Source organism: Mesorhizobium sp. M1328 (genome assembly GCF_040318075.1).
Taxonomy (GTDB): domain Bacteria; phylum Pseudomonadota; class Alphaproteobacteria; order Rhizobiales; family Rhizobiaceae; genus Mesorhizobium.
This window is the reverse complement of the sequence record NZ_JAMYLO010000034.1, coordinates 1-23900: the sequence shown is the minus strand read 5'-3', so window position 1 is coordinate 23900 and position 23900 is coordinate 1. Positions and strand designations below refer to the sequence as shown.

Annotated in this window: 29 protein-coding genes and 3 pseudogenes; 21 read left to right on the top strand and 11 right to left on the bottom strand. The window is 60.6% G+C overall.

Features of this window, described 5'->3' with window-relative positions:
* Positions 1-577 precede the first annotated feature (577 nt).
* The 5 genes from NKH23_RS32425 to NKH23_RS32405 all read left to right on the top strand — a co-directional run bounded on the left by NKH23_RS32425 (position 578) and on the right by NKH23_RS32405 (position 2581).
* The gene (locus NKH23_RS32425; RefSeq protein WP_352979332.1) at positions 578-766 is read left to right on the top strand and encodes a hypothetical protein; all 189 of its coding nucleotides are present in this window, start codon (positions 578-580) and stop codon (positions 764-766) included.
* A gap of 55 nt (positions 767-821) precedes the next feature.
* Complete coding sequence (locus NKH23_RS32420; RefSeq protein ID WP_352979330.1) at positions 822-1031, top strand: hypothetical protein; 210 nt, start codon at positions 822-824, stop codon at positions 1029-1031.
* A 172-nt stretch (positions 1032-1203) separates the two neighbouring features.
* Positions 1204-1539 (top strand): hypothetical protein, encoded by a 336-nt coding sequence (locus NKH23_RS32415; RefSeq protein WP_352716696.1) that lies wholly within the window; start codon positions 1204-1206, stop codon positions 1537-1539.
* Positions 1526-1918 carry a hypothetical protein gene (locus tag NKH23_RS32410; protein ID WP_352979328.1) on the top strand — a complete coding sequence of 131 codons (393 nt, stop codon included), beginning with the start codon at positions 1526-1528 and terminating at the stop codon, positions 1916-1918. The genes NKH23_RS32415 and NKH23_RS32410 overlap by 14 nt, the downstream gene beginning before the upstream one ends.
* Before the next feature lie 345 nt (positions 1919-2263).
* Positions 2264-2581 carry a DUF7674 family protein gene (locus tag NKH23_RS32405; protein ID WP_502908417.1) on the top strand — a complete coding sequence of 106 codons (318 nt, stop codon included), beginning with the start codon at positions 2264-2266 and terminating at the stop codon, positions 2579-2581.
* 57 nt (positions 2582-2638) lie between these two features.
* On the opposite strand, the gene NKH23_RS32400 is transcribed toward NKH23_RS32405, so the two are convergent.
* Positions 2639-2788: a hypothetical protein gene (locus tag NKH23_RS32400; protein ID WP_352716694.1), complete on the bottom strand. Its 150-nt coding sequence runs from the start codon at positions 2786-2788 to the stop codon at positions 2639-2641.
* Positions 2789-2929: 141 nt separating this feature from the next.
* Here NKH23_RS32400 and NKH23_RS32395 point away from each other — a divergent pair, with 141 nt between their 5' ends.
* From NKH23_RS32395 to NKH23_RS32385, 3 genes are all read left to right on the top strand, one after another.
* Positions 2930-3118 carry a type II toxin-antitoxin system HicA family toxin gene (locus NKH23_RS32395; protein ID WP_352716693.1) on the top strand — a complete coding sequence of 63 codons (189 nt, stop codon included), beginning with the start codon at positions 2930-2932 and terminating at the stop codon, positions 3116-3118.
* A 4-nt stretch (positions 3119-3122) separates the two neighbouring features.
* Positions 3123-3524 carry a type II toxin-antitoxin system HicB family antitoxin gene (locus tag NKH23_RS32390; RefSeq protein WP_352716692.1) on the top strand — a complete coding sequence of 134 codons (402 nt, stop codon included), beginning with the start codon at positions 3123-3125 and terminating at the stop codon, positions 3522-3524.
* 193 nt (positions 3525-3717) lie between these two features.
* Positions 3718-4035, top strand: a complete 318-nt coding sequence (locus tag NKH23_RS32385; protein WP_352716690.1) for a YMGG-like glycine zipper-containing protein — start codon at positions 3718-3720, stop codon at positions 4033-4035.
* A gap of 475 nt (positions 4036-4510) precedes the next feature.
* Here NKH23_RS32385 and NKH23_RS32380 read toward each other — a convergent pair whose 3' ends face one another.
* The 3 genes from NKH23_RS32380 to NKH23_RS32370 form a co-directional block, all read right to left on the bottom strand.
* Positions 4511-4756, bottom strand: a complete 246-nt coding sequence (locus tag NKH23_RS32380) for a hypothetical protein (RefSeq protein ID WP_352716688.1) — start codon at positions 4754-4756, stop codon at positions 4511-4513.
* A 209-nt stretch (positions 4757-4965) separates the two neighbouring features.
* Positions 4966-5142 (bottom strand): hypothetical protein, encoded by a 177-nt coding sequence (locus NKH23_RS32375; protein WP_353036430.1) that lies wholly within the window; start codon positions 5140-5142, stop codon positions 4966-4968.
* 91 nt (positions 5143-5233) lie between these two features.
* A complete protein-coding gene (locus tag NKH23_RS32370) occupies positions 5234-6400 on the bottom strand; it encodes an acyltransferase family protein (RefSeq protein ID WP_352979326.1) in 1167 nt (388 codons plus the stop codon).
* A 440-nt stretch (positions 6401-6840) separates the two neighbouring features.
* Here NKH23_RS32370 and NKH23_RS32360 point away from each other — a divergent pair, with 440 nt between their 5' ends.
* Positions 6841-7140 carry a HigA family addiction module antitoxin gene (locus NKH23_RS32360; protein ID WP_352716682.1) on the top strand — a complete coding sequence of 100 codons (300 nt, stop codon included), beginning with the start codon at positions 6841-6843 and terminating at the stop codon, positions 7138-7140.
* Positions 7141-7281: 141 nt separating this feature from the next.
* Here NKH23_RS32360 and NKH23_RS32355 read toward each other — a convergent pair whose 3' ends face one another.
* A complete protein-coding gene (locus tag NKH23_RS32355; protein ID WP_353036428.1) occupies positions 7282-9672 on the bottom strand; it encodes a thiamine pyrophosphate-binding protein in 2391 nt (796 codons plus the stop codon).
* A gap of 129 nt (positions 9673-9801) precedes the next feature.
* Here NKH23_RS32355 and NKH23_RS32350 point away from each other — a divergent pair, with 129 nt between their 5' ends.
* On the top strand, positions 9802-10275 hold the full coding sequence (locus tag NKH23_RS32350) for an Lrp/AsnC family transcriptional regulator (RefSeq protein ID WP_352912278.1): 474 nt from the start codon (positions 9802-9804) through the stop codon (positions 10273-10275).
* A 677-nt stretch (positions 10276-10952) separates the two neighbouring features.
* Here NKH23_RS32350 and NKH23_RS32345 read toward each other — a convergent pair.
* Positions 10953-11399 carry a pyridoxamine 5'-phosphate oxidase family protein gene (locus NKH23_RS32345; RefSeq protein WP_352979324.1) on the bottom strand — a complete coding sequence of 149 codons (447 nt, stop codon included), beginning with the start codon at positions 11397-11399 and terminating at the stop codon, positions 10953-10955.
* Between the two features lie 299 nt (positions 11400-11698).
* Here NKH23_RS32345 and NKH23_RS32340 point away from each other — a divergent pair.
* From NKH23_RS32340 to NKH23_RS32300, 9 genes and pseudogenes are all read left to right on the top strand, one after another.
* A pseudogene (locus tag NKH23_RS32340) lies at positions 11699-12114 on the top strand (type II toxin-antitoxin system HipA family toxin); the annotation flags it as partial.
* Positions 12115-12623: 509 nt separating this feature from the next.
* The gene (locus tag NKH23_RS32335) at positions 12624-13163 is read left to right on the top strand and encodes a sigma-70 family RNA polymerase sigma factor (protein WP_352912456.1); all 540 of its coding nucleotides are present in this window, start codon (positions 12624-12626) and stop codon (positions 13161-13163) included.
* Complete coding sequence (locus NKH23_RS32330; protein ID WP_353036425.1) at positions 13160-13999, top strand: anti-sigma factor family protein; 840 nt, start codon at positions 13160-13162, stop codon at positions 13997-13999. The genes NKH23_RS32335 and NKH23_RS32330 overlap by 4 nt, the downstream gene beginning before the upstream one ends.
* Before the next feature lie 340 nt (positions 14000-14339).
* On the top strand, positions 14340-14594 hold the full coding sequence (locus NKH23_RS32325; protein WP_352912284.1) for a DUF680 domain-containing protein: 255 nt from the start codon (positions 14340-14342) through the stop codon (positions 14592-14594).
* A 60-nt stretch (positions 14595-14654) separates the two neighbouring features.
* Positions 14655-14876 carry a DUF680 domain-containing protein gene (locus NKH23_RS32320; protein ID WP_352912286.1) on the top strand — a complete coding sequence of 74 codons (222 nt, stop codon included), beginning with the start codon at positions 14655-14657 and terminating at the stop codon, positions 14874-14876.
* Positions 14877-14954: 78 nt separating this feature from the next.
* Positions 14955-15358 (top strand): annotated as a pseudogene (locus tag NKH23_RS32315) (MBL fold metallo-hydrolase); the annotation flags it as partial.
* A complete protein-coding gene (locus tag NKH23_RS32310; RefSeq protein ID WP_353036433.1) occupies positions 15307-15429 on the top strand; it encodes a hypothetical protein in 123 nt (40 codons plus the stop codon). The pseudogene NKH23_RS32315 and the gene NKH23_RS32310, both read left to right, overlap by 52 nt.
* A gap of 28 nt (positions 15430-15457) precedes the next feature.
* A complete protein-coding gene (locus NKH23_RS32305; RefSeq protein ID WP_352912288.1) occupies positions 15458-15937 on the top strand; it encodes a tetratricopeptide repeat protein in 480 nt (159 codons plus the stop codon).
* 53 nt (positions 15938-15990) lie between these two features.
* The gene (locus NKH23_RS32300) at positions 15991-16476 is read left to right on the top strand and encodes a DoxX family protein (RefSeq protein WP_352912290.1); all 486 of its coding nucleotides are present in this window, start codon (positions 15991-15993) and stop codon (positions 16474-16476) included.
* 213 nt (positions 16477-16689) lie between these two features.
* On the opposite strand, the gene NKH23_RS32290 is transcribed toward NKH23_RS32300, so the two are convergent.
* From NKH23_RS32290 to NKH23_RS32270, 5 genes are all read right to left on the bottom strand, one after another.
* On the bottom strand, positions 16690-17538 hold the full coding sequence (locus NKH23_RS32290; protein ID WP_352912292.1) for a sugar phosphate isomerase/epimerase family protein: 849 nt from the start codon (positions 17536-17538) through the stop codon (positions 16690-16692).
* 5 nt (positions 17539-17543) lie between these two features.
* Positions 17544-18539 (bottom strand): ABC transporter permease, encoded by a 996-nt coding sequence (locus tag NKH23_RS32285; protein ID WP_352912294.1) that lies wholly within the window; start codon positions 18537-18539, stop codon positions 17544-17546.
* The gene (locus NKH23_RS32280) at positions 18536-19537 is read right to left on the bottom strand and encodes an ABC transporter permease (protein WP_352912296.1); all 1002 of its coding nucleotides are present in this window, start codon (positions 19535-19537) and stop codon (positions 18536-18538) included. Before NKH23_RS32280 ends, NKH23_RS32285 begins: the two co-directional genes overlap by 4 nt.
* Positions 19530-21044: a sugar ABC transporter ATP-binding protein gene (locus tag NKH23_RS32275; protein ID WP_352912298.1), complete on the bottom strand. Its 1515-nt coding sequence runs from the start codon at positions 21042-21044 to the stop codon at positions 19530-19532. The genes NKH23_RS32280 and NKH23_RS32275 overlap by 8 nt, the downstream gene beginning before the upstream one ends.
* Before the next feature lie 86 nt (positions 21045-21130).
* Complete coding sequence (locus NKH23_RS32270) at positions 21131-22120, bottom strand: autoinducer 2 ABC transporter substrate-binding protein (protein ID WP_352453092.1); 990 nt, start codon at positions 22118-22120, stop codon at positions 21131-21133.
* A gap of 161 nt (positions 22121-22281) precedes the next feature.
* On the opposite strand from NKH23_RS32270, the gene NKH23_RS32265 reads away from it, so the two are divergent.
* Positions 22282-23340: a LacI family DNA-binding transcriptional regulator gene (locus NKH23_RS32265; RefSeq protein WP_352912300.1), complete on the top strand. Its 1059-nt coding sequence runs from the start codon at positions 22282-22284 to the stop codon at positions 23338-23340.
* A 368-nt stretch (positions 23341-23708) separates the two neighbouring features.
* Positions 23709-23900 (top strand): annotated as a pseudogene (locus NKH23_RS32260) (amidohydrolase); the annotation flags it as partial.

Here is a 23900-nt window from a genome sequence, read left to right as displayed (position 1 = left end):
TCGGGTCATCCGATGCTGGCCTCCACTCCAGCCAGCATCTTGAATCACAAAACAGATAAATCTGGAATCCCCTTTGATTCCGTCAAAGGGGGAACCGCTCTAATATGGCGAGCTGGAGGTGCCGCTCGTGGCATCGCGACTTAACGCGAATCGTCGCAACAAGGCGCTTCTAGCCACACTCGACGATGAGCAGCATGTTGGCCTTGGCGCGCCCCAAGCTGTCCATCGGCCCCGCTGTGGTCATTTCCGCGTGGAATAGTCCTCCGGGAGTGGTAGAAGACCAAGGTTCGGCACGCGGTAGTCAGGCTCCTTCTCCGCGACAGTGGCCAGACCTCGTGCAATTTGTCGACTAGCCCACAAAGTTGCCAAAACAACGGGCCGTTTGCTTTCAGGTTGAGTTGCGCAGAAAGCACCGCGTCGCGGCGGCTTAGTGCCTCCCTTATGATCTCCTCAGCGTGCCGAGCAACAGTCTGTCATACCGGCTTTTTCGTCTGCCCATGCGGCTCTCCTTGGCTGTAAGCACCCGCCCCACACGCCGTCAAAATAGGAATCTATTCCTCGTCGAGTCAATTCGCTCTTGACATTTTTGTTCCGTTTTTGTTCACTTCGCAAAGAGAAGGTTTGGAGCAACGGCCGTGGACCACATTGTGAGACTGGACAGCAAGAAGCTGCGCTGCAGGCGATCGCCGACAAATTCATCGCCCAGCACAAGGGCGACGCGGTGAAGGCGCTCAAGGAAATGATCGTCCTCAATGGCTGTCTCTAAGGCCGTCTTGACGAACTCTCGGCTCCGCGTCGGGCAAACAGTAGGAGGAACGACAATGGGCATTATTCGCCTGGACGCTGAAGCGAAAGCCGAACTCCATTCTGAAGCGGTCAAACTCATCGCCCGATACGACAGCCCCCTTGAGACCGTAAAGGCGCTCATGGCGTATAACTGCGAGCTTGAGACTCAAATTCTGGCCCTCGCTCACCGGCACCCTGGACTCGTGGCGTTCGGTTACGACGACACGCCGCCAATCTTGGGATGAGCCATGAAGGTTGGGACCATGCGGCCCGATGGCTATGGTGACGACGGCGAGCTGCTCAGGTTTTTCGAGACGCACATGAACCCGGATGATTCGCGACAAATAGGCCAACCACGGCCGAGCGAGCCGGTGACGATAGCTCGCTTGTTCGCAGCATGATGAGGTCGAGTTGACGATGCAGGATCTTATCAGCTTTTTGGAAACTAACTCCGCGCTGATGCTGGCCAACCCAGCCGCCTTTGCCAGTTTTGCCGTTCTTTTCGGAGGAGGCGGATTTGCGGTCGGCCGCTATTTGTTGACCGAGCGTCTCGCAAATCTGGAAAGTCGCATTTCCAGGCGTGACGAGGAAATCGCGGAGTTAAAAACCAGGAAAGTACAAGATGACGAACCGTCGATGGTGCCCATAGTCGGCACTGCTGCAATAGGCCCAATCAGCCGAAGCGACCCTGTAGCTCTGGCCATCAGACGAGCCCGACGCACCGGCCCGGCAACCGCAAATGAAGGACGATGAGCGTACTGAAGGCCAGCCATCCTCTCCAAAAAGCGCCGAAAACCGAGCAGCAGGGCGAAGGCCGGATGCCATACACCGAGTGATACCAATGACACGCCGATCTGTTGCTGAAGATCTCGAAAGCGCAACTCAGCGCATAGCCGACATGTCTCGCGCGGATTTGCAGATCCTCCTGCGTCGCGCTGCTTTGATGCTCCGAAACGTCGATGGCGTGCCGCTGGAGTCCGCGACCGCAGATGCACTCGATTCCATAGCAGCTGAGATGAAAATCGGCAGGCCAGACCTTATTCAGATCATTTTGGGAGAATGGCTGGAAACGAATGCCTATTTGCCGGTTCGGGCGATCGACGAGGAAAGCGAGACGGACGGGAGCGCGTAACTACCCTCAGCTAACGTCGACGTCCGATCGCTACCGATTTTCCGTGTCTTTCGAAGTGTCCTGTTCAAAGCGACCGAGAAGTCGAACGCGCAAGCTCTCACCCTGCTGCCGTTCCAGTCCACATAGGAGGCGAAAACGCGATCGAGCCTGTCAGGCTTGGTCCAGCCATTGGTTCAGCGAGGTTGCGATTGCCTTCGGAAAGACCGTCAAACCAGCTTTTGGCGACAGGGGCGGACCCGTTGTCTCAGTTGGCCGGTGGCCGCGCAAGGTGCCCGCTGGTGGCACGCTGCCGCGCGAAAAGAGGCAGCATGACCGGAGAGAACGAGGCCGCAGATCTCACCTTCGATGGCTCGAACATGTTCGAGCCGCCATTCCGCGGGCAGCGGGACCCGTTCCCAGGACGAGTGGTGCGATGGGCCGGAAGAACCGCCGTGTCTCGCCGTGTCGAAGCTAGCACTCCACCTGATCCACAATCTCGAGGTCGGAGAGACAGATCGCTTCAGCGACATTTTCGATCTCGTCGAGCGCTGGAACGTCGAAGGCAATCGCCACGTGAGGGAAGCCGCGACGGGTTGCTCGAAGATCTGCAGAACGCGAGCCTGCATCGCAGCACACCCCGACGATCTCAGGCCATGGCTGCGGCCTCAGTCGGCTATCTGGTGAATGAAACTCTACGCCATTCTGGTCCGACAGAACGCCATTGGTCTAAGCCAAGCGGCCTCAGGCACTGTCGCCCCAGTTCCCCCAGAGTAGTGTAACCGGCACCGGCTCATTGAAGGAGAAGACGGTTCGGTAGGCGCCGCCCTGCCCGATCGTCCTGGCGGTAAGCCCCGCCTGGCGGGGCACGGCCGGCTTCTCTGGCGGCGGCACGCGAAAGCGTCCGGGGAAGACCTCGGGTCATCTGGTTTCTCCATTTTTGAGGAATTTGAGGAAGGTTCAACTGGACCGCGGCATGTAATCTGCGGCAAATCTCATGGACATTTGGGTCAGCTGTGTGTATATATACACAACATGAAGAGCGCCGATGTCATTCACAGGCTGTTGGCGGATGGCTGGTACGAGGTGGCTCGAAAAGGAAGTCACGCCCAGTTCAAGCACAAAGCCAAATCGGGCCGAGTGACAGTACCGCACCCTAAGCGAGACATCCCGATCGGCACTCTCAAAAGTATTGAAAAACAATCCGGCGTGAAGCTGAGGTAGAGAAATGCGCAACTACATCGGATTGATCCACAAGCAAGCGGACAGCGACTTCGGCGTCTCCTTTCCCGATTTTCCGGGCCTGGTGACGGCTGGCGTCAGCCTGGATGATGCCCGCGCTATGGCCGAGGAAGCACTGGCCTTTCATGTCGAGGGGTTGATCGAGGATGGCGAAGCCATTCCCGAGCCGTCCTCCCTCGAGGAAGTGATGTCGGACAGGGACAATCTGAGCGGTGTCGCCATTCTGGTTCCCTTGAAGGCCGAAGCGGCGAAGGTCGTGCGTGTCAATGTCACCATTCCGGAAGATGTCCTCGACCAGATCGACCAATATGCGGTGCGCCACGGCTACAGCCGATCGGGATTTCTGACCGCTGCGGCAAAAAAGGTGATGCAGATCGAGGCAGCGTAGCGCCTCGAAAGTCGACTTGGGATGAAGCTCTGTGGTCTTGTTCGGTTACATTTCTTTCCGAACCGGAGTTGTCAGACAAAAACAACCATGTCTCATTTCGTGAGGCACGGTGCCTATGTTCCGCCGCAAATGCGACCGTACTTGGCAAATCAGCCTGCGTATTAGTTCATAAACTTCAAGGGAGTATCAGACGATGACCATGTCCAGAGCCATTGCCGCCATGTTCGTAACCGCCGCGCTGGCAGGCTGCGCGCAGACCGAAGCACAGCAGAGAACCAGCACCGGTGCGCTGCTCGGCGCCGGCGCCGGCGCGCTTGCCGGCCAGGCGATCGGCGGCAACACCAAGAGCACGGTCATCGGTGCCGGAGCCGGCGCCTTGCTGGGCGCCGTCGTCGGCAACGCCACCACGCCGCAGCCGCGCAGCGAACAGCTTTGCCGCTATCAGGACCGCACCAGCGGCCGCATCTACACCGCGCCCTGCGACGAGCGCTATTACAACGGCGATTATTGACCGTTAACGCTTCTCCCCCGTCACAATTTTGGGGAGAGCGCCCCACCGGGGGTGAGGGGAGGCGCGGTTCTGAAATGCTGGCACCGCCCTCACCTGCTTGTCGGCAGATCTCTCTCTGATCGAGGCTCTCGATTGGGGCCTCGTCGAGCACGGCGAGCGCCATATTGGCGATGTCGAGCGGGGTGATGGCCATGGCTCAGGCCTCCGGCTGTGTGGTTGGTCGGGGAAAACGGGGCATGGTGCCTCCACGGCAAAAAGCCGCTTCAATGCGGCTGGGATTTCTTGTGATTTTGGGTTGGGCAGAACGTTGCACGTCTCGTGCTCGGGGGCCGTCACGACGCCAACCGCCCGTCAGGAAATGGCGTGGCAGATGCTTCGTCAGCCGTCTTTTTCCCATTCGAGCAAGGAAGACGGCAATGCTTCGGCAGTTTCAGGACACCGCCGCGCAACGCGGCGATGTCTTGCTTGGATTGTGTCAGCCGATGCGTGCGCTGGTCGAGATCCCTGTTTCGGCTGACTTGGCAAAGACGCTTGCTTTCACCCTTCCGGCACCTCCCGCCATAGCCAAGCCCTTTTCCAGGGCATCCTGAAGAGCTGGTGTGTAGTAGGCGGTGTTTTCCAGGCCGCTGAAGAAGTTTATGCGATGAACTTCCCCCTTCTTGCTCATGACAATGCCCGCTTTTCGGAGCACTTCCTGAACTGTTTTGTACTTCACGTTCATAGTTACCTCCCCTGCCGAGACAGTCAGCATCGCCCTTTCTTGTAACTGTTTGGTGCCGCCGATTGGCCAAAGGGCAACATGAATGTTGTAGCGAACCCCAAAATTCACATCACTCTGATGCAGCGCAGCGGGTGAACTTGGGATTCCCCACAGTGGCCGACCTGGCGTCCCGAAAGAGTGGGACGTCTGACGCCCGCCCCTTCGCCCGATCACGCCTCGGTCGTCTTCAGCGCGATGAACGTAATGCGCTTGAGGCTCGAGGGCGTGCGGTCCCAGTTTGCCGCCAGTGCCAGCTCGGCATTGGTGGCGAATTCGCCGAACCCAACGATCGGGACGCGCGGTTCAGCGAAATGCTGGTGGCGGCGCTCGCCATCAAGATGGCGCATCCGTTGACTTACAAGGCCAGTATGATTGACGTCGCCCGCAGCCCCAATGACAGGGCGCTGGTGCAGCTCGAAACCCCCGTCTGGCGGCTGGTCATGGGCCGGGCTTGACCGCCTCGAGCGCCGGGGTCCGCCCAAAGCGCTGCACGACGAAACGGCCCATCTTCTGGCCGGGCACTTCGATCAGCGTGTAGGTGATCCAGGACAGCAGGCACACCACCGGCAAGACGACGGCAACAACGATCGCAAACCGCACCGGCGCCGACAATTCGTGGCCGAACCGGGTGATGACCAGAGCCGCCACCGGCTGGAGAACCAGCAGATGGATCAGATAGATGCTGAAGGAAAGCTCACCCATCAAATGAAAGAACCTGTTGGCGAGCGTCATGGCGATCTTTCTGGCCACGATGCCCATCATTCCCGGCAGCATCCGGTAGAGAACCAGGGCAAAGAAACCCACGACGAGCGCTTCGCGCATCAAAAACTTGCCAAGCCCGTAGCCGCCGCCGAAGGGCAGCGCGGCCAGAGCCATGGCCAATGCCAGATATGCGAAGGGCCGCTTCTGCCTTTGATGGACGACGCCCGCCAGCAGCATCCCGCACAGGAAAATCTGCATCTTCAGCGGCAGGAACGACGGCATCGGAAAATGCACCGATAATTGTCCCATCAAGAACACGATCGCGCTGCCGATCGCGGCGACAAGGATGGCGCTCCATATCCAGTCAAGCCTGCGCACCAGCAGCATGACCGCCGGGAAGAGTCCGTAGAACTGCATCTCCAGCCCCAGGCTCCAGTCGGGCAGCGGCGTGCGATAGGCGAAATTCGGCACCAGGCCGAACAGGAACAGCAGATGGGCGCCGATATTCTTCAGGCCGCTGTCGAGATAACGCTCGGGCGCCTGCGGCGACCGCAGCAGGAACTCGTCGATGACCATCCTCGACTGGTAGAGATAGGGGCCAAGCGCCAGGGCAGCGAACAGCATGACATAGAACAGCGGCGCTATCCTGAAATAGCGGCGGGTCCAGAATTTCAGCCAGGTTTCCGGCCTTTGCCAGGGCTCCTTGTCCTGGCGCAGCTGGTAGTGGAACACCATCAGGAAGCCGGACAGCATGATGAAGAGATCGACGCCGAGATCCGGTTCGCCGAGGATGGGAATCTGCCAGCCGGTCAACAGCAGGCAGTGCCCAATCAGCACCCAGATCGCGGCGAGCGCCCGAAGCCCGTCCAGGCACTCGATGCGCGATGACCGGCCTTCCGTCATGCCGAACTCCTCGATGGCCATGTTGCAATGCAGCATGGCGGCTGAGGGAGGAATGTCAACCGCGTGGAAGGAACACGATTTGCGCTCGGCTGTTACGGAAAAACGTTCAAGGCCATGATTTGCATGCGGTTGACTGCCATCATCTATAATGACGATTAGGTTCGGTCACAGAACCAATGATCGGAGCTGCACTCGAACGACGTGCCGGGCCAAGCGTCATCGGACGTTGAGCCGGACACCAATTGCCCCGCTGAAAGGCAATCGTGCCGGTCAGCATTCGATCCGCATCAATGATCAATACCCTGTCTCTTTCGGTGGGTAGACGGGGCGGCAGAGGATGTAGCAATCACCGACTATCACTAAGCATATTGCGACTGTCGATGCCCTTGCCAAACAATCTAGACAAAACCAACCTATCGCTCACTGCCAGGAGCTTAACAATGTTGAACCTTGACATTCCGATCCATCCGGGAGAAATCCTTCGCGAGGAATATCTCGCACCGCTTGGCCTGAAGCCCTATACGCTGGCGAAGAAGCTGCATGTACCGCGCACCCGCATTGAGCGCTTGACGCACGAGGCGACCCCGATCATTCCGGATACCGCACTGCGCCTGGCCAAGTTCTTCGGCACCACGCCGCAGTTCTGGATGAACATGCAGGCCAGCTATGACCTCGCCGTCCAAGGCCGAGCGAAGCAAGCCGAGATTGCTGAGATCGAACAGCTCAAAGTCGCGGGCTGAACAGTTTTGCGGTCACGGCACCCGACTGGAGACGAAGCGGCCTGGAGCCGGCATGGCGACGAAGGGCCAAGCAGGCGAGGCCGCATCTTGGGCACAATATTCACCCTTCCGGTCTGCAACAGCCGTCAACGACATCATCGGTCAATCCAGCGCGCGCAGATAGCGGATGGGGCGCCCACCAGCAATCCGGTCGGCGGCTGTCGCTATCGAATTGGCGTCGATTCCGAAGTGCCGGTAAAGGTCACCGATTGTCCCCGACTGGCCAAAGTGCTCGACGCCGAGACTACGTGTGCGATGGCCGTAGACCGAGCCCAGCCAGCCGAGTGCCGCTGGGTGGCCGTCGGCGACGGTGACGATCGCACAATGGGATGGAAGATCGGCGAACAGCCGTTCGACATGGCTCCTGGCATGAAGAAGGCCGCGCTCGCGTGCGCGGCTTGCCGCAGTCCAGCCTGCGTTCAACCGATCGGCCGAAGTTACCGCCAAAAGACCGACGTCGCGACGATCCTCGGCCATCATGCCGACCGCCTCGATGGCTTCCGGCGCGACGGCGCCTGTATAGGCGACGATCACCTCGGCATTCGGGCCAGGATGCCGCAGCCAATAGCCGCCGTCGACAATGTCCTGCTCGAGCTCAGGTTCCATGGTACGAATGATCTGCTCAACCGGGCGCGTCGAGAGCCGCAGATAGACCGAGCCGCCGGTCTCGTCGCGCAGCCAGGTGCGCTCCGACTGCACGGCGTCGCCGTCGCGCTGCATATAATCCAGTGCAAAACGCGCGATGACGCTTAACTCATCGACGAATGCCGGCTCGTAAGCCGCAAGCCCGTCCTGCGCCATGCCGATCAACTGGGTGGCGATCGACTGATGCGCGCCACCTTCCGGCGCCAGCGTGACGCCCGACGGGGTGGCTGCAAGGAGAAAGCGCGCATCCTGGTAGCAGGCATAGTTGAGCGCATCGAGACCGCGCTGGATGAACGGATCGTAGAGCGTGCCGATCGGCAACAGCCGTTTGCCGAAGACCGAATGCGACAACCCGAGGGCCGACAGCAGGATGAACAGATTGTTCTCGGCAATGCCGAGCTCGATGTGCTGGCCGGAGGGGCCGAATTCCCATTTCTGCGCCGAGGCTATGCGTTCACTGCGGAACGTGTCGGCGAGCGAGCTACGCGCAAACAGGCCGCGCCGGTTGACCCAGGGGCCGAGATTGGTCGAAACGGTGACATCGGGCGACGTGGTGACGATTGCGTCGGCAAGCGGCCCGCCGGCCCGTGCAATCTCGTCCAGGATCCTGCCGAAGCCTACCTGGGTGGAAACGCTGCCCTTGGCTTCCGGGCCGAGACGATCGGGGACGCGGATGCGTTGGGCGTGCCGGCGGCGTCGGCCTTTCGCGGCAAAAGGCACCGCATCGAGGAAACGTCGGAAATCAACCTTGCCAATATCCAAGCCTTCGAAGGCATCCCACTCCCGCCCCTCACCGATCGACATCGAGGCGCGAAAGACTGCCATCTGATCCTTGGTCATCAGCCCGGCATGGTTGTCTTTGTGGCCGGCCAGCGGCAGGCCGAAACCCTTGATGGTATAGGCGATGAAGCAGGTCGGCCGGTCGTTGCCGCGCGCCGTCTCGAAAGCTTCGATCAGGCACTGCAGGTCGTGACCACCGAGATTTGTCATCAGCGCGGCGAGTTCGGTTTCGGATCGCCGGTCGAGAAGCGATTTCAGGCCCGGCTTTTCGCCGATATCGGCAAGCAGCCGCTTGCGCCAGGCGCCGCCGCCTTGAAAGGTCAGTGCCGAATAAAGCTGGTTCGGGCAGGCGTCGATCCAGGCCTTCAGCGCCTCGCCGCCCGGCTCGGCGAAGGCGGCCTCGAGCAGCGAACCATATTTCAGGATGACCACATCCCAGCCGAAATTCCTGAAGATGCTTTCGAAGCGTTCCCAAAGTCCTTCGCGGACAACGGCATCGAGGCTCTGGCGATTGTAGTCAACGATCCACCAGCAATTGCGCAGGCCGTGTTTCCAGCCTTCGAGCAGCGCCTCGAAGATGTTGCCTTCATCCATCTCAGCATCGCCGAGCAGCGCCACCATGCGGCCCTCGGGCATGTTTTGGTCCCGGGCGCCGAGATAATCCTGCACAAGGGAGGCAAACAGCGTCTGCGCGACGCCGAGACCTACGGAGCCGGTGGAGAAATCGACGTCGTCGACATCCTTGGTCCGCGACGGATAGCTTTGCGCGCCACCGAAGGCGCGAAACCCTTCGAGCTTCTCCCTCGTCTGATTCCCCAGAAGATACTGGATGGCGTGAAACACGGGCGAGGCATGCGGCTTCACTGCGATGCGGTCGTCCGGCCTCAGCACTAAGAAATAAAGTGCGGTCATGATCGTCACCAGCGAGGCCGAGGACGCCTGGTGTCCGCCAACCTTTAGCCCGTCGGCGTTCTCGCGCAGGTGATTGGCGTTATGGATCATCCATGTCGACAGCCAGAGCACCTTCTTCTCCAGCGCCGAAAGTGCCTCCAGTTTTTGTTTGTCCATGCTGCAAGACTCCCGGTTGCGATCGTCGCAATCCTAGGGCGGAGCAAGAACCGATTGTCGCTAAACTTGCATGAGATTGGCAGCTGCGTTAGCTGGTTTCAGCAATATCGACCAATGGAGTAACGTTCCATGCCAAAACGCCGACTGGACGATATCGACCGAAAGATCATTGCCGCGCTGCAGGTCGACTGCAGGATGACGGCGCAGCAGCTTGCCGAGCGGGTCGGACTTTCGGCCTCGCCCTGCGCCCGCCGGGTCCGCCTGATGGAGGATATGGGGGTGATTACCGGCTATGCCGCCCTGATCGACCAGGACATGGTCGATCTGCCGATCTCGGTGTTCGCCTCGATCAAGCTTGAGCGCCAGCGCGAGAACGAGCTGAAGCGGTTCAACGCAGCGATCGCACGCTGGCCGGAGGTAGTCGATTGCTATCTGATGACTGGCCAGCGCGACTATTTGCTGCGTGTGGTGGTGCGCGACCTGCACGCCTATGAGCGCTTCCTGAAGGAAAAGCTGACGCGGCTCGATGGCGTCTCCTCGATCGAGTCCAGCTTCGCGCTTGCGCAGATCAAGCGGTCGAACCGGCTGCCGGTCGAGACATGATTTTTTCGAGCGAAAGGGGAACCGCATCTCGCTTCGGAGCAAGTCGGCAATATGGGTTCGGAACGGGCCAACACTGTTTGCGAGGTCGGCCATTTCGCCTGGCTGCAGTTGCATTTTATCCACCATGCTTGCAGCGATCACATGGAGGATCTTCTCTTGAGCCTCAATGCTGTCAACGGGCTTTTGACGAATCAGCTGCCGGCGCGCGGATCGCTCAAGCAACCGACTGGCCACTAAACCTACCCAGCCGATGGCTCGGGAGGGCCAGTATTTGGCGGCCCTGCTCCTTTAAAACCTGTCTACGGCGGCCAGAAGGCGTCGATGCCGCTCAACACAGCAGACCATGGCATTAGATCGATCTGCACTACGAGGAACGCCGGCTGGCGGCCCGGCCTCTGCAGGCTGATGCAAACGATCGGGAAGTCCCACTGATCCGCGTCGGATTGTGCTCGAGAGACTCCGGGGTTCTGGTCGCTGCGCTGTTGCCTCGCCATTGTGCGTCTCGACCCAAGTTCGCGATCTATAGCTTCCCCTTGCCACCGGCACGTTGGCGATCATCGGCGCCAATCGAAATGTCGAGCTGAGATTTCAAAGGCTGAAAACGATCGGGCCGGCGCAATCCACTGTCGGCCAGGTGCTTGCGTTCCGTGCAACGCGTCAATCTACCGGAAAACAGCCTATTCTATTGCCTCCCGGCCCGACACCTCTTCAACGAGAATCCGGAAGAAGACGGGCGGCGAGCTGTCTGACACGGGAGGTGTGATCGGCCTGAGCGCGCCAGGCTCCCACCAGTCCGTGTGCTTGCTCAACACTGCCCATGCATGACCGCGTTGAAACTCGTGGCCGGTCCGGTCGCTCAGTTCTTCAAAGCGGCCCTCGACAATGACGCTTCTCCATCCGCGTCCTTGGCCGTGTTCCTCGACCTGGGCGCACACCAAGGGATTGGCTCTCATCCACTCGATCTTCTTGCCTAGCAAGGAAAACGCATAGAGGTGAGTGTCAGCGTAGGCGTAGTTGAAACACACGACGTAGGGTTGCCCGTCCTTCGCGCATGCCAAGTGGCCGATACGATTGGCCGCTAGCAACTTCGTACATTCCAGTGAAGACAGCGTGCGGATCAGCATCGATGCGATCTCCTCTTTCTCGCCACTGACCCCACAATTTCACACCTTGGCAGCTGCACTTCAATGACGTGGATCAAACTGCGGGCCGCGCTCGTTCGGGCAGATCGTCAAGAGCCGGTGCCGAGTAGATGAGAGCCCCAACGGTGGCATGATGGACAGTGATGGTGGCGCGTCCATCACCGATGTGCGCGTATGCTGACCGAGACAGATGCCCCTTGACTCACGTTAACGGGCGTCGCGGCGACCCCGCTGGCGTGGAAGCCACCATCGCTGCGCAAGGGCCCCCGGCTCCTCTGGCGATGGCTGACTTCGAGGTGGACGTCGATCTGGACGGCCGCACGCGCCCGATCGGCGCATGGCTGCAGGATCCGCACCCTTTTCGCTGGAGCCGGCATTTGTACTGATGCGTGGTGCCTTTGGTCCTACTGCCGGACTGGCGACCTTCGATTCCATAGGCGATTCGGCGCCGGATAGCGGGTCGTCGCCTATGCAGCGCGCCGCATCGCCGAACGCGAAGGTGGTGCCCGTTCGCGCCCTTGCGAAAAGCGACTACCTGCTCGGCGCAGCCGGAGAGACGCGGCTTGGCGCGCTCAGCTTCCGCTGGCTTGGCGACGACGGTTTCCCGGGCGATCCGTACCGGGTTGCTGCCCTAATCGAACCTCGTCGGTTGCTCCAAGTCGCCGAGCGGATTCTCCGGAACGAGGATACGGATGAGGGCCGGCTGCGGGTGGCATCCTGCGCGAGCGTAGTGCCGGCCCCAACATTGCCGTGAAAAGAATAAGGCACCCGGGAATAAACCGCGTCCTGCCCTGGTCTTCCATGCATACGCTGCTGACTGACCCCGAAGGAGCACCACACTGCAAGCCCCCACACTGACGAGCGCCACCCCGTCGGTCGACGGATTCTGGGGCCCCTAGAAGGCGACAGGTTTGTCGCGTTAGGTTGGTTGGCTCCGCCCCAGTTCATCGTGAGACCCTGCTCCGGTCGGGGTAGAGAATGCCCGGTGTTCGCGGGTGTGGTCCTGATCGTGAATGCGGCAATCCTTGCGCTCCATACGTTCGAACGCATGCATGGTTGCAGTCCAGAGTGTGATTGACATCGATGAGACATTTGCCTTCACATTCGCGGCTGGCGCCCCGGCAAAGTTCTGCCGGATTCATTCGCAAGGAACCACCCTTGCCCCACGAGCACTCAAGGCGCGGCGTATATGACAGCGCACCCACGCTGAGCAGCAATGCGCAGGCCGACCGCTTCGGCGAAGTGGTGATGCCTCATCTCGCCGACGCACTTTCCCTTGCCCGTTGGCTGACCGGCAATGCCACGGACGCCGAGGATGTCGTGCAGGACGCCTGCATGAAGGCGCATGCAAGCATCGCCAGCTATGCCGGCGGCAATGCACGAGCGTGGCTGCTCACTATCGTTCGCAATTCCTGCTACACATGGCTGGCGCGAAATCGGCCGCGCAGCATCGTGTCCGTAGGTGACCTCCAAGATCTCGACGAGATGAGCGCCGCACACGCAGCCGATGTGCCCGAAAGCGAAAGCCCGGAGGCAAGCCTCATCGCCAAGGCTGACATATCGGCCCTCGAATCGGCGATAGCCGCCTTGCCGCAGCCCTTTCGCGAGACGCTCGTGCTGAGAGACATCAATGGCCTCGCCTACCGCGATATCGCGGCCATGCTGGGCGTGCCAATGGGTACGGTGATGTCACGGCTGGCGCGAGCGCGCGGCCTGCTGATCTCTGAACTTGGGAGGGCGCAATGAACGCGCACAATGACGGGTTGCCCGAGGACGCTGCAGGCATGAACCTGATGCTGCACGCGTTGGTCGATGGCGAGCTTGACGCCGCAGCAGCAATAGCGGTCGAGCGTCGCATGGCCGCCGATCCCAGTCTCGCGGCCGAACATGCCCGCATCGTTGCCTTGCAACAGGTTTTGGGTTCGCTTCCGAAGCCGAAAGCAAGCGACGCCCTCAGCGCACGCATCGCAGCCGTGGCCGCCGCCGACAACGTGGAGGTGCTGCGGCCCAGGGCGCCTCCGGCACAGGCGAAGCCCGCACGAACGGTGTGGTCGGCGCGAAGCTTCGGCTCATTCGACTGGCGTGCCATGGCGGCCTCGATCATGATCAGCGCCGTGCTGGCCAGCGGAGCGACGCAATGGGCGATGCAGCGCGCGCCCGACAGCTTTACCGCCGGCGTGGCCAGCGGCCATCGTCGCAGCCTGCTCGCGACGAGCCCGGTGGATGTCGTCTCGTCGGACCGGCACACGGTAAAGCCTTGGCTCGACGCTAGGCTCGGGCTTTCACCGCCCGCGCCGGACATGGCCAAGGAGGGATTTGCCCTCGTCGGCGGCAGGGTCGAGGTCATCGGCGGCCGCCCGGTGCCCGCACTGGTGTATCGCCATCGTGAGCACTTGATCACACTTGTCGCCGAGCCTCAAAATGCCGGGGCGGTAACCGAGCCGGTCGATCTTTCGGAGGGCGGCTTCTCGCTGGTGCAGTGGAGCGAGGGCGCCTTCTCCTATTGGGCGATTTCCGACATGGAGCGACCCGAGCTCGACGATTTCGTGGCGCGCTTCCGTGTCGCCGTCGTGACCGGCTGATATCCGTCCTTCCAGACCTCGGTACTCTCTGCATGCGTAGCTGAGGCCAAGGGCGGCCGCATCGTGCCGACTTCAGGCAGAAGTGTGTCCTCGCGTAGTCCTCTCGGACTCAATCGCGCGGCAAGGCTGAAGGCCGCCGCCTTGGCGCGCCAGCCAGTTCCGTCGTTTCATTCCATTTCATCCGCATCACTCGCCAGCCGGCATTTCTGTCCAGCCCGAAATCCTGCAGTCTCAAAAAATTCGCGGCACCGCGGGAATAAAGCCAAGCGCTGCCGGGTCTTGCTGTGTAGCGGGGCCGTTCTCCGCACGCACCTCAACCCCAAAACAAGGAAACCTCGAAATGAACAGAACCACATTTGCTGCAGTCGCAATGCTGCTCGCAACAGGCACTGCATTTGCCGGCAGCGACCATTACGGCTCGAACAGCGCCAACCAGCCGGCCTCGACTGTCGACCACAGCTATACCGCTTCCATCCAGGCCCCCGACAGCGGACGTCAGAACGGCATCGACACCAAGGTGACGACTGGGCCGAGCCAGATGACTGTTCAGGACATCATCGCCCAGCACAACCGCGACGGCATCTGGGCCCGCTGATCGCGGTCCGTCAATCAACCCTCGAAAACATCTCAACTCTCGAAATCAGGAATTATCGACATGAAAAAGACCACGATTACCGCGGCCGCCATCCTCGTTGCGACGAGCACCGCTCTCGCCGGCAGCGACCACTTCGACTCGAATAATGCCAACCAGCCGGTGGCCAATGTCGACAAGTCTTACATGGCTTCGATCCAGAAGCCGGCCATGGCTCAGCACAAGCTAAAGCTGACCACGAAGTCTGACGCGGACGAACCCGGGCAGGGCATCTGGGGTAACTGAGGTCGAATCCGATTCAGGGACGGAGGGCCAGGGGCGCTCCGTCTCCCTGGAAATCACAGTTTCCCACAGGAGATCACCATGTTCAACATGACACGCCGCACACTGCTTGGATCCGCTGCCGCCGCTGCCGCCTTCGGCCTTGCCGGAAAGCTGGAATTCACCCGTCCCGCCTTGGCGGAAATGCCGGTCGAGCCGGCCGTCGGCTTTTACAAATACAAGGTAGGCGATATCGAGATCACCGCCATCTATGATGGCATTTGGCGCAAGCCGCACGACCCTGCCTTCATCAAGGATGTCTCGGTCGAGGACACCAAGGCAGCGCTTGCCAAGGCCGGCTGACGACGGACTTCATGCCCATCCCGCTCACCGTCCTCGCTCTCAAGATGAATGGCAGGCTGATCATGATGGATGCCGGATCGGGCGTCGGCCAATGGCAGACCAATGCCACCCATCTGCCGGCCAACATGGCCGCCGCCCGCATTTCCCCTTCCCTGGCACCGGCACCTTCGTCAAGGACGGCAACGCCTATGGCTTCACCCCCGTGCAGATCTGAACGGGAGCACAAGAAAGCGAGAGAGACAATGAACCACAAAGTTTTCGGGAAACCTGCCCTTGTCGGGCTCCTAGGTGCCCTGACGGTCCTGGCCGTCGTGCCCGTCGCCGTCATCGTGCCGGCCTATGCCGTGGATAACGTCGAAGGCGACGACGCACCGGACCTCACCGGGGTCAAAGCCAAGATTGAGGCCAAGAACTATACGGGCGCGCTGGCCGACCTTCGCGACCTTGCGCAAGACACCCAACAGGCCGACGTCTACAACCTACTTGGCTTTACGCTGCGCAAGACCGGCGACTACGAGACGGCGCTAACCTACTACACCAAGGCGCTCGAACTGAAGCCGGACCACAAGGCCGCGCGCGAATATCTCGGCGAGCTCTATGTCGCGACCGGCGATATGGCCAAAGCCAGGGAGCAGCTAGCGTCGCTGACGCAGCTCTGCCCGGCCGGCTGCGAGGAGCGCGCGGACCTGCAAAAGGCCATCGACACCAAAGTGACCAAATAAGCCAAGGCAGGCGCCTCGGGGCGCCTGCCCCTTCGTTCCGTCTGGAGCCAATCGTGACAACAAGACAAATCGCCTCAAAGCTACACCTTCGCGACTTGACCCTGCTGATTGGTCGGCTGCTGCTGTCACTGCTTTTCGTGCATGAAGGGCTTGAGTTGGCGAGCCACTTCGACAATGCCGCAAAAGCCATGGCCGCGCTCGGCATCAGCTCGCCGCTTCTAATCGGCACCATAGCGCTTCAGCTGGGAGCTGCGCTTGCCGTGGGCCTGGGCTTCCTGACGCGCCTGGGCGCGGTCTGCCTTGGACTGTTCTGCCTGGCAACGGCCGCCCTATTCCACACCAACTTCGCCAGCCAGAACGAATTGCTGCATTTCGAAAAGGATCTCGCCATAGCCGGCGGCATGTTCGCCCTCGCCATAGCCGGCGCCGGCGCGATCTCGCTTGGCAGCGTGGTGACTGGCTTGGTGAGGCGTCGGCGACGGGAGAGAGACGATGCCGCGCTCATCGGGGGCGGGCGGCCCTCTGTCAGCAGTCGATAGCAAGCTCCCGTTCTATCGGCCAATGCCGCGCCTGCCCAACCGGTTCGCCACCGTGGTGCCGCCAAGGTGAACCGGGCCGAACCTCGTTGCGGACAGAAAGACTCTCGGCGAGCACGCCGTCGAACGTCATCGCCGAGCGCTTTTATGTTGGTTTTGCCAACGTCGAAGACGGCGATATTCACGCCGTCCGCCTCCTGCGCGTCATACATTGGGTCAGATCAGACCGTATTGGCGAGCCTTGTTGCGCAGGAATGGCAAGCCATCGCCCATCACTTCGGCCTCGTCCTTCGCGACCGGCCGCCAGACGGAGAGGCCATAGGAGACTTCCGGCGGCATGTTGATGAAGCTTTCCATGGCAAGTCCGCCCTTGAAGCCGATCGCCGCGAGCGTTGCGTAGATCTCGTCCCAGGGGCAGTTGCCGGTGCCCGGGGTGCCGCGATCGCTCTCTGACAAGTGAATATATTTCAGGTGCTCGCGAGCGGCCAGAATGCCATTGGCGGCCCCCTTCTCCTCGATGTTCATGTGATAGGTGTCGAGATGGACAAAGATGTTGTCGGCGCCGACTTTCTCGAGCATCCAGACGGCCTGCGCGCCAGTATTTATCAGGTGGTTCTCGTAGCGGTTCACCGCCTCGATTCCGAGCTCTATGCCGCGCGTCTTGGCATGCTTGGCGGCGACGGTCAGCACATGCGCGATGTTGTCGTATTCCTTTTCGGTGGGTGGCACGCCGGTTCGTTCGCCGATACCGCCGAAAATCACACCGGAAAGCGCCAGAGCGCCCATCTCTGCAGTCTTGTCGATGGCCACTTCGAGATATTCGATGGCGGCATCCGGCCGCACCGAGGCCCAGGCCCGCTCCGGCAGGCCAAGCGAGCAAACAGCTGGAAGATTGTGCTTTTCGAGCAAGGCGCGCGTATGCGCGGCATCGACCGCCGGCGCGTTCAGAAGCGCGATCTCGATAAAGTCCATGCCGTATTTGACGGAAGCGGCGATCGCCTTCTCTGCGCCGGCCCGGTCCCAGTTCATCGTCCACATCGAGGTGTGGACCCCAAAACCATGCATCTAACTCACCCTTTGTCTGTGTTTAGGAACTTTAGGCGCCCGGCAAGCCAGCGCAGGATCATCACCGTGACCATCAAAATGCCCCAGACCGCCGTCGCCAGATGCTGATTGGCGCCCATCAGATTGAGTCCCGAGGACAGAAGCTGGAGCACCACGAGCGCGACGAACACAGGGATCACGCGACCGAAACCGCCGAACGGATTGACCCCGCCAAGAAAGCAGGCAAGCACAGTGATCAGCAGGTAAGACTCGCCGTGGCCTACACGCACCGAATTGAAGCGCGCGAGCATGATGATGCCGGCGACCGCGCACATCGCACCGGACAATGTGTAGACCAGAACCTGGACCTTGCGTGTATTGATGCCGGAGTAGCGCGTGGCCTCGATGTTGGAGCCGATCATATAGGTGTTGAAGCCCAGCTTCATGCGCGTCAGCAGGAGGTGCCAGATCAGCACACAAGCGATGAAAATGAGCAACGGAATTGGGATCCCAAGAATCGACCCGTAGCCGATCGGCGCCAGGAAGCTAGGGAAGCCGGACACGTCGCCGCCGTGCGTCAGGAACTCACCGAGACCGCGCAGGAAAATCATCATCGACAGCGAGACCAGGATGGGGTGAGCCTTGGTGTAGGCGATGACGAGCCCCATGGTCAGTCCACTAAGTGCTCCGACCGCAAGGGCAAGGATCGCGCCAAGGACAAAGGCACCGATGCCCGCGTCGACGCCGCCCTGGCTTTGAAGAATCCAAGCGAGCGTCAGCCCGGCGATGTTGGCCGTGAAGGTGATGGCCAGGTTCAGGCCGCCGGTCAGGATCGGGAGCAGCATGGCGAGTGTGAGCAGGCCGAGTTCCGGCAGCTGGTACGCGACGGATCCAAAAGTAGCCCGGGAAAGGAAGTTCGGTGCGGCAATGCCGAACACGATCATGACTACCACCAACGCGGCAAGCGGACCTGCCAGTTCGGGGCCGAGCAAGTTGCGGACGCGTTCAATCACAGCCGTCATGAAGGCACCCGCCGGCTTTTCAGGAACGGCAGCACGCGTTCGATGCTGGTGTTCGACAGGGTAATGGCGGCTAGGATGATGGTGCCGACGATCATCTTGAACGCGAAAGGCGACACGCCCATCAAATTAAGTCCGTTCTGGGTGATCGAGACCAACAGAACGCCAAGAATGCAGCCGAGCACGCTGCCTTTGCCGCCGCCAAGCCGCGCACCGCCAAGGACCACGGCTGCCAGGACGTCGAGTTCGCGCCCATATAGGGCGTTAGGCACCACTTCCTGCGCGTAATGCGCTTGGACGAGACCGGCGATGCCTGCCATCAGGCCAAGCCAGCCGAAGGCGATAAATTGCATGGCCCCAACATTGATGCCGAAGCGGCGCGCGCCTTCCGGATTGTCGCCGAAAGCGTAGAGCTGGCGACCAGTGGTCGTGCGCGTGATCAACGCCCAGGTAGCGAATACGCAGATCGCCATAATGAGCACGGGTAGGGTGATCTCCGCCCAGGTGCCATCAGCCATCTCGCGCTCGAACAGCACCACGCGGGCGGTGAGCCAGTCCGGCAGATTGTAGATCGAAACGCCGCCTGTGAAGAACATCAGCAAGCCGAAGAAAATGTTGAAGGTCGAAATCGTGGCGACGATCGAGATGATCCTAAACCTGTGGATCAGGAAAGCGTTGATGCAGCCCAAGGTGACGCCCAATGCGCCAGCGATGGTGAGGCCGACAATCCAATTCCCGCCGCCGATCCAGCCAAGGACGATCGCCGTCAGATATTGCACGACGGAGGCAGCAACCGCGAAGGAGATATCAATGCCGCCGGCAATTAGCACGACGAGTAGACCGACGGCGAAGATGATGTTGACCGAACTTGTGTTCAGGAGGTCAAACGCATTGCCGAGGGTGAAGAACCGGTCTGTCGCAAACGACAGGAAGGCGCAGATGACCGCGATCACGGCGAGCAAAGCCAGCTCCGTTGCGTGAGAGCGGACAAACCTACGCATAGACCGCCTCTTCGATCGCCTGGAGGGACGTGGCGCCGGGAACGTATTCGCCGACAATGCGCCCCTGAGCCATGTGCAGCACACGGTCCGCGTTGAAATAGACTTCAGGCACCTCGTCCGAGATCAGGATAATCGACAGGCCGCTGTCGGCCAGCTTGGAAACGATATCGAATATGCCGGCACGCGCGCCGACATCGACACCGACCGTCGGTCCGTCGAGGATCAGCAGTTTCGGTTCAGTCGCCAGCCATTTTGCAATTGCGACACGTTGCTGATTTCCCCCCGACAGGGTCGAGACCGCGTCTTCCTGCTTTCCGATCCTAATTCCGAGATCCCTTATCCAGCTACTGACCAGGGACCATTTGCGATCGCTCGAAATGAAACCGCCCGAAAGAACCTTGTCCAGCGAGGCGATGACCATGTTGTCGGCAATTGACTGGGGCTGAATGAGGCCGAGCGACAGCCGGTCTTCCGAAAGATAGGCAACGCCGGCGGCGATCGCCTCACGGTTGGAACCGAAGCGCACGGGCCTGCCATCCAGAACAACAGAGCCGGACCTCGGCTTGCGCATGCCGAACAACGTCAACGCCAGCTCGGTGCGCCCTGCCCCGAGCAGCCCGGTGACGCCGAGCGTCTCGCCGCGCCGGACCGTCAATGACACGTCCTCGAATTCGCCGGGCCGCGACAGCCCTTTAACCTCAAGCATAACCGGGCTCGTGCTCAAATCGCGATGCAGGACGGAATAGTCGAAGGTCTTACCAGTCATCAGCTCCGTGATGCGCGATTGGGTCAGACCTTTGGTCGGATAGACGCCAACCAAGGCACCATCGCGCAGCACCGTCACACGGCTGGAGATTTCGAGAACCTCCGCCAAGCGATGACTGACGAACACGACGGCAACGCCCGACGCCGACAGATTGCGCACAATGTCCAGCAGATAATCGGTTTCAGATTGGGTGAGCGAGGCCGTCGGCTCATCCATGAAGACGAGCTTCGCTTCGCCGACGAGCGCGCGCGCTATCGCTACGATCTGCCGCTGTGCGATGGGAAAATTGTGGAGTGCGAGATCGATATCGAGGGTAACACCAAGACGTCGCAACGCGTTGGTCGCGACACGCCGCATTTCCGCATAGTTGACCGGCCGCGGCCAGCGGCCGATGACAGTCTGGAACGCGATGTTCTCGGCGACGGTCATCTCGGGGAACAGGGCGAGGTCCTGCCAGATGACCTGAATTCCGCCGGCCTGCGCCGTCACCGGTGACATATGGGCGTAGTTCTGGCCGTCATAGTCGATCTCGGCGCCAGCCTCGGGCTTGTACACGCCAGTGATGACCTTGATCAGCGTGCTCTTGCCCGAACCGTTCTCGCCGGCGAGGCAATGCACCTCGCCCGGCAGAACCTGAAAGCTGACATTCTTCAGGGCCTTCACGCCGCCAAACGTCATGTTCACATTGCGGAGCGATAGCAGCGGCCGTGACGCGGAGCCATCGGGTTCCTGATCAGCCATCGAGTTGAACCTGGATCTAATTGCGTTGACACATCCTCAGCCGGGCTGGCTCGAGGTCAGCCCGGCTGCCACAGCCTTGGGCGGCTTTACAGGCCCATCGCCGCGAGGCCGTCGACAGTGTCCTTGTTGATCGGGACCAGCTGATCGACGATGATGTTGTGGTTTTCGAAGTCGGGCTTGACTGTCCCTAGCCCTTCGATCGTATCGCCATCCTTGACTTCTTTGCCCTTCATGAGCTGGTCGGCCAGCGTGACGAAAACCTCACCCGCCTGTTTCGGATTCCACATGAAGCCGCCGGAGATCGCGTCGCTCTTGATGAGCTTCTGGCCCTGACCTGGCGAGAATGGGCCGAGCACGAATATCTGGCCCACCTTCCGGCGCTCTTCGATTGCGCGGCCAGCGCCGATCGGGCCTTGGCTGCCGAAGGCAAGGAAGCCTTTCAAGCCGGGATTGGCGGAAATCAGGTCAAGTGCCGTGCTGCGGCTCTTGTCCACATCCTCGGCGACGCCATAACGATCGCCGACAAGCTTCATGTCCGGATGGTTCTTCTTCAAATACGCGATTGCCGCATCGGCCCAGGCATTGTGCAGCGGCACTGTCAGCGAACCAACGAAGACTGCATATTCACCTTTGCCGCCCATCTTATCCGCCAAGAGCTTGGCATGAGCCTCACCGAAGCCGGTCGCGGACGCGAGTTCGAAATCCCAGTCGGCGCCCTTCTGGCCAGGCGATTCATGCGTGATGACGATGATGCCGGCGTCCTTGGCCTTCTTCAGGACAGGTTCAAGCACTTTCGCATCGTTTGGCACGACCCCTATGACCTTCACGCCCTGTGCGATCAGATCCTCGATGGCGCGGACCTGCAGTGCCGGATCGGCACTGGTCGGGCCAACCATGAATGCGTCGACGCCGAGCTTCTGGCCGCGCTCCTTGATGCCCGCCTCCATTGCGTTGAACCAGGGAATGCCGCCAATTTTGACGACGACGCCGACCTTGCCGGCCTGCTGTGCCATGGCAGCGATTGATCCGCCAAGCATAAGGGTCGCGGCGAGCGCCGCGATCATGAACTTTTTCATCTGTACTCCTCCCATAACGTTCCGAACGGGAACACACCTCCGCCACCGTTTTGTGCTTGCACAATCGATGGTGCATTAACTATTGTGCATCATGATGCGCTCGTCAAGCGAGATATTGCTCTAGCGGGATATTGCTCTAAAGAGACGCTCCGGAGGGCCAGATGGATCAGCAGGTCAAGAAGAAGGCGACGATCTATGACCTGTCCGTACTATCGGGCAGTTCGCCGTCGACCGTGAGCGCGGTGCTGAACGGCACTTGGCGCAAGCGCCGCATCAAGGAAAGTACGGCGGAAACAATTCTCAGCCTCGCCGAACGCCACCAGTACACCACCAATCTGCAGGCGCGAGGCTTGCGACGCTCGCGATCGGGCCTGGTCGGCCTGATGCTGCCTATCCATGACAATCGTTACTTCTCGTCCATGGCGCAGACATTTGAGGGACATGTGCGCAGCCGCGGTCAATGCCCGGTCGTGGTCAGTGCCAGCCGCGACCCGGAAGAGGAACGCCGGACCGCGGAAACGCTGATCTCCTACTCAATCGACCAGCTCTTCATCGTCGGCGCCACCGATCCGGACGGCGTGCACGAGGTCTGCGAGGCGGCGGGACTGAGGCATATCAACATCGACCTACCGGGAGCAAAGGCGCATTCGGTGATCAGCGACAACTATGAGGGCGCGCGGATGCTGACGGAGGCAATCATCCGCCAGTTCGGCAATGATGACCCTCTGCGGCCGGACGAGCTGTTTCTGTTTGGCGGCCGCAACGACCACGCAAGCCGCGAACGCATCGCCGCTTTCCATGCGACCAAAAAGGCACTGTTGGGCGCCGACCCTGATGACGGAGTACAGTCCTCCGGCTATTCGCCCGACATAACCCTGCGTGCCTTCGAGGCGTTTTGCCAACGCCATGGCAAGCTGCCGCGCGCGTTGTTCATCAATTCGTCAATCAATATGGAGGGTCTGCTGCGTTTCATGGCGGGCCGGCCGGCGGAGATGTTTAGCGAGCTTGTCGTCGGTTGCTACGACTATGACCCATTCGCCTCTTTTCTACCCTTCCCCGTAATCATGGTGCGGCAGAATTTTGAGGCGATGATCGCGAAGGCGTTCGAGCTGATCAATGAACCGCCGACGGCGCCGCAGATTTTCCTGATTGCCCCGGAGTTGATCCAACCGAGGTCGGCTCTGAAAGGGCCGCTGGACACGTTGAAGGACATAGCTTGAGGCGCCCCGAGAACCCGTCTTGGCACAGCTCGCCCTATCCAGGTATCAACGCCGGACACGTGTAGCGTCGTTATGGAAGTCTGCGCTGCTTTGCGTGTTCAAGATGTAGGCACGGCTCGGATCGAACCGGTCGGCTGCAGCACGGAGCCGACCACGTCGGGCCTTCGGGCTGGGCTCCGGGAACCATCCCGTCCCCTTGGCACTGGACACCTAAATTCGGGCCAGTCCAACTGGCGGTTGCAAGAGCGGTTCAGTTTTTGATAGAATCGCGGAGCCGCTCTATCTCTTTGTCTTGACGCAATTCCGAACGGAAAACCGTTTCACACGTTTCCTGGAATTGCTCTAGCGCCAAGCGGAGCAGGAAAAAAATGACCCTGACCAATCGAGACATTGTCGAGCTGACGGCATGGCGCCGCAGGCTGCACCAGCATCCGGAAATCTCGAATGAGGAAGAGAGAACCGCGAGCGAGGTTGTCGACTTCCTCGCCGACACAGCGCCGGACAAGGTGCTAACCGGATTGGGCGGCCACGGTGTGGCGGCAGTATATGAAAGCGGCAAA

Excerpts from the sequence above, each read along its gene's own strand:
- NKH23_RS32290 (WP_352912292.1), bottom strand. The coding sequence starts at position 17,538 with ATGCATGGTTTTGGGGTCCACACCTCGATGTGGACGATGAACTGGGAC.
- NKH23_RS32410 (WP_352979328.1), top strand. The coding sequence starts at position 1,526 with ATGAAGGACGATGAGCGTACTGAAGGCCAGCCATCCTCTCCAAAAAGC.
- NKH23_RS32305 (WP_352912288.1), top strand. The coding sequence starts at position 15,458 with ATGAACCACAAAGTTTTCGGGAAACCTGCCCTTGTCGGGCTCCTAGGT.
- NKH23_RS32355 (WP_353036428.1), bottom strand. The coding sequence starts at position 9,672 with ATGGACAAACAAAAACTGGAGGCACTTTCGGCGCTGGAGAAGAAGGTG.
- NKH23_RS32285 (WP_352912294.1), bottom strand. The coding sequence starts at position 18,539 with ATGACGGCTGTGATTGAACGCGTCCGCAACTTGCTCGGCCCCGAACTG.
- NKH23_RS32405 (WP_502908417.1), top strand. The coding sequence starts at position 2,264 with ATGGCTCGAACATGTTCGAGCCGCCATTCCGCGGGCAGCGGGACCCGT.
- NKH23_RS32360 (WP_352716682.1), top strand. The coding sequence starts at position 6,841 with ATGTTGAACCTTGACATTCCGATCCATCCGGGAGAAATCCTTCGCGAG.
- NKH23_RS32380 (WP_352716688.1), bottom strand. The coding sequence starts at position 4,756 with ATGAACGTGAAGTACAAAACAGTTCAGGAAGTGCTCCGAAAAGCGGGC.
- NKH23_RS32275 (WP_352912298.1), bottom strand. The coding sequence starts at position 21,044 with ATGGCTGATCAGGAACCCGATGGCTCCGCGTCACGGCCGCTGCTATCG.
- NKH23_RS32310 (WP_353036433.1), top strand. The coding sequence starts at position 15,307 with ATGGCAGACCAATGCCACCCATCTGCCGGCCAACATGGCCGCCGCCCG.
- NKH23_RS32270 (WP_352453092.1), bottom strand. The coding sequence starts at position 22,120 with ATGAAAAAGTTCATGATCGCGGCGCTCGCCGCGACCCTTATGCTTGGC.
- NKH23_RS32330 (WP_353036425.1), top strand. The coding sequence starts at position 13,160 with ATGAACGCGCACAATGACGGGTTGCCCGAGGACGCTGCAGGCATGAAC.
- NKH23_RS32385 (WP_352716690.1), top strand. The coding sequence starts at position 3,718 with ATGACCATGTCCAGAGCCATTGCCGCCATGTTCGTAACCGCCGCGCTG.
- NKH23_RS32375 (WP_353036430.1), bottom strand. The coding sequence starts at position 5,142 with ATGCGCCATCTTGATGGCGAGCGCCGCCACCAGCATTTCGCTGAACCG.
- NKH23_RS32390 (WP_352716692.1), top strand. The coding sequence starts at position 3,123 with ATGCGCAACTACATCGGATTGATCCACAAGCAAGCGGACAGCGACTTC.
- NKH23_RS32420 (WP_352979330.1), top strand. The coding sequence starts at position 822 with ATGGGCATTATTCGCCTGGACGCTGAAGCGAAAGCCGAACTCCATTCT.
- NKH23_RS32325 (WP_352912284.1), top strand. The coding sequence starts at position 14,340 with ATGAACAGAACCACATTTGCTGCAGTCGCAATGCTGCTCGCAACAGGC.
- NKH23_RS32280 (WP_352912296.1), bottom strand. The coding sequence starts at position 19,537 with ATGCGTAGGTTTGTCCGCTCTCACGCAACGGAGCTGGCTTTGCTCGCC.
- NKH23_RS32265 (WP_352912300.1), top strand. The coding sequence starts at position 22,282 with ATGGATCAGCAGGTCAAGAAGAAGGCGACGATCTATGACCTGTCCGTA.
- NKH23_RS32415 (WP_352716696.1), top strand. The coding sequence starts at position 1,204 with ATGCAGGATCTTATCAGCTTTTTGGAAACTAACTCCGCGCTGATGCTG.
- NKH23_RS32350 (WP_352912278.1), top strand. The coding sequence starts at position 9,802 with ATGCCAAAACGCCGACTGGACGATATCGACCGAAAGATCATTGCCGCG.
- NKH23_RS32395 (WP_352716693.1), top strand. The coding sequence starts at position 2,930 with ATGAAGAGCGCCGATGTCATTCACAGGCTGTTGGCGGATGGCTGGTAC.
- NKH23_RS32345 (WP_352979324.1), bottom strand. The coding sequence starts at position 11,399 with ATGCTGATCCGCACGCTGTCTTCACTGGAATGTACGAAGTTGCTAGCG.
- NKH23_RS32370 (WP_352979326.1), bottom strand. The coding sequence starts at position 6,400 with ATGACGGAAGGCCGGTCATCGCGCATCGAGTGCCTGGACGGGCTTCGG.
- NKH23_RS32320 (WP_352912286.1), top strand. The coding sequence starts at position 14,655 with ATGAAAAAGACCACGATTACCGCGGCCGCCATCCTCGTTGCGACGAGC.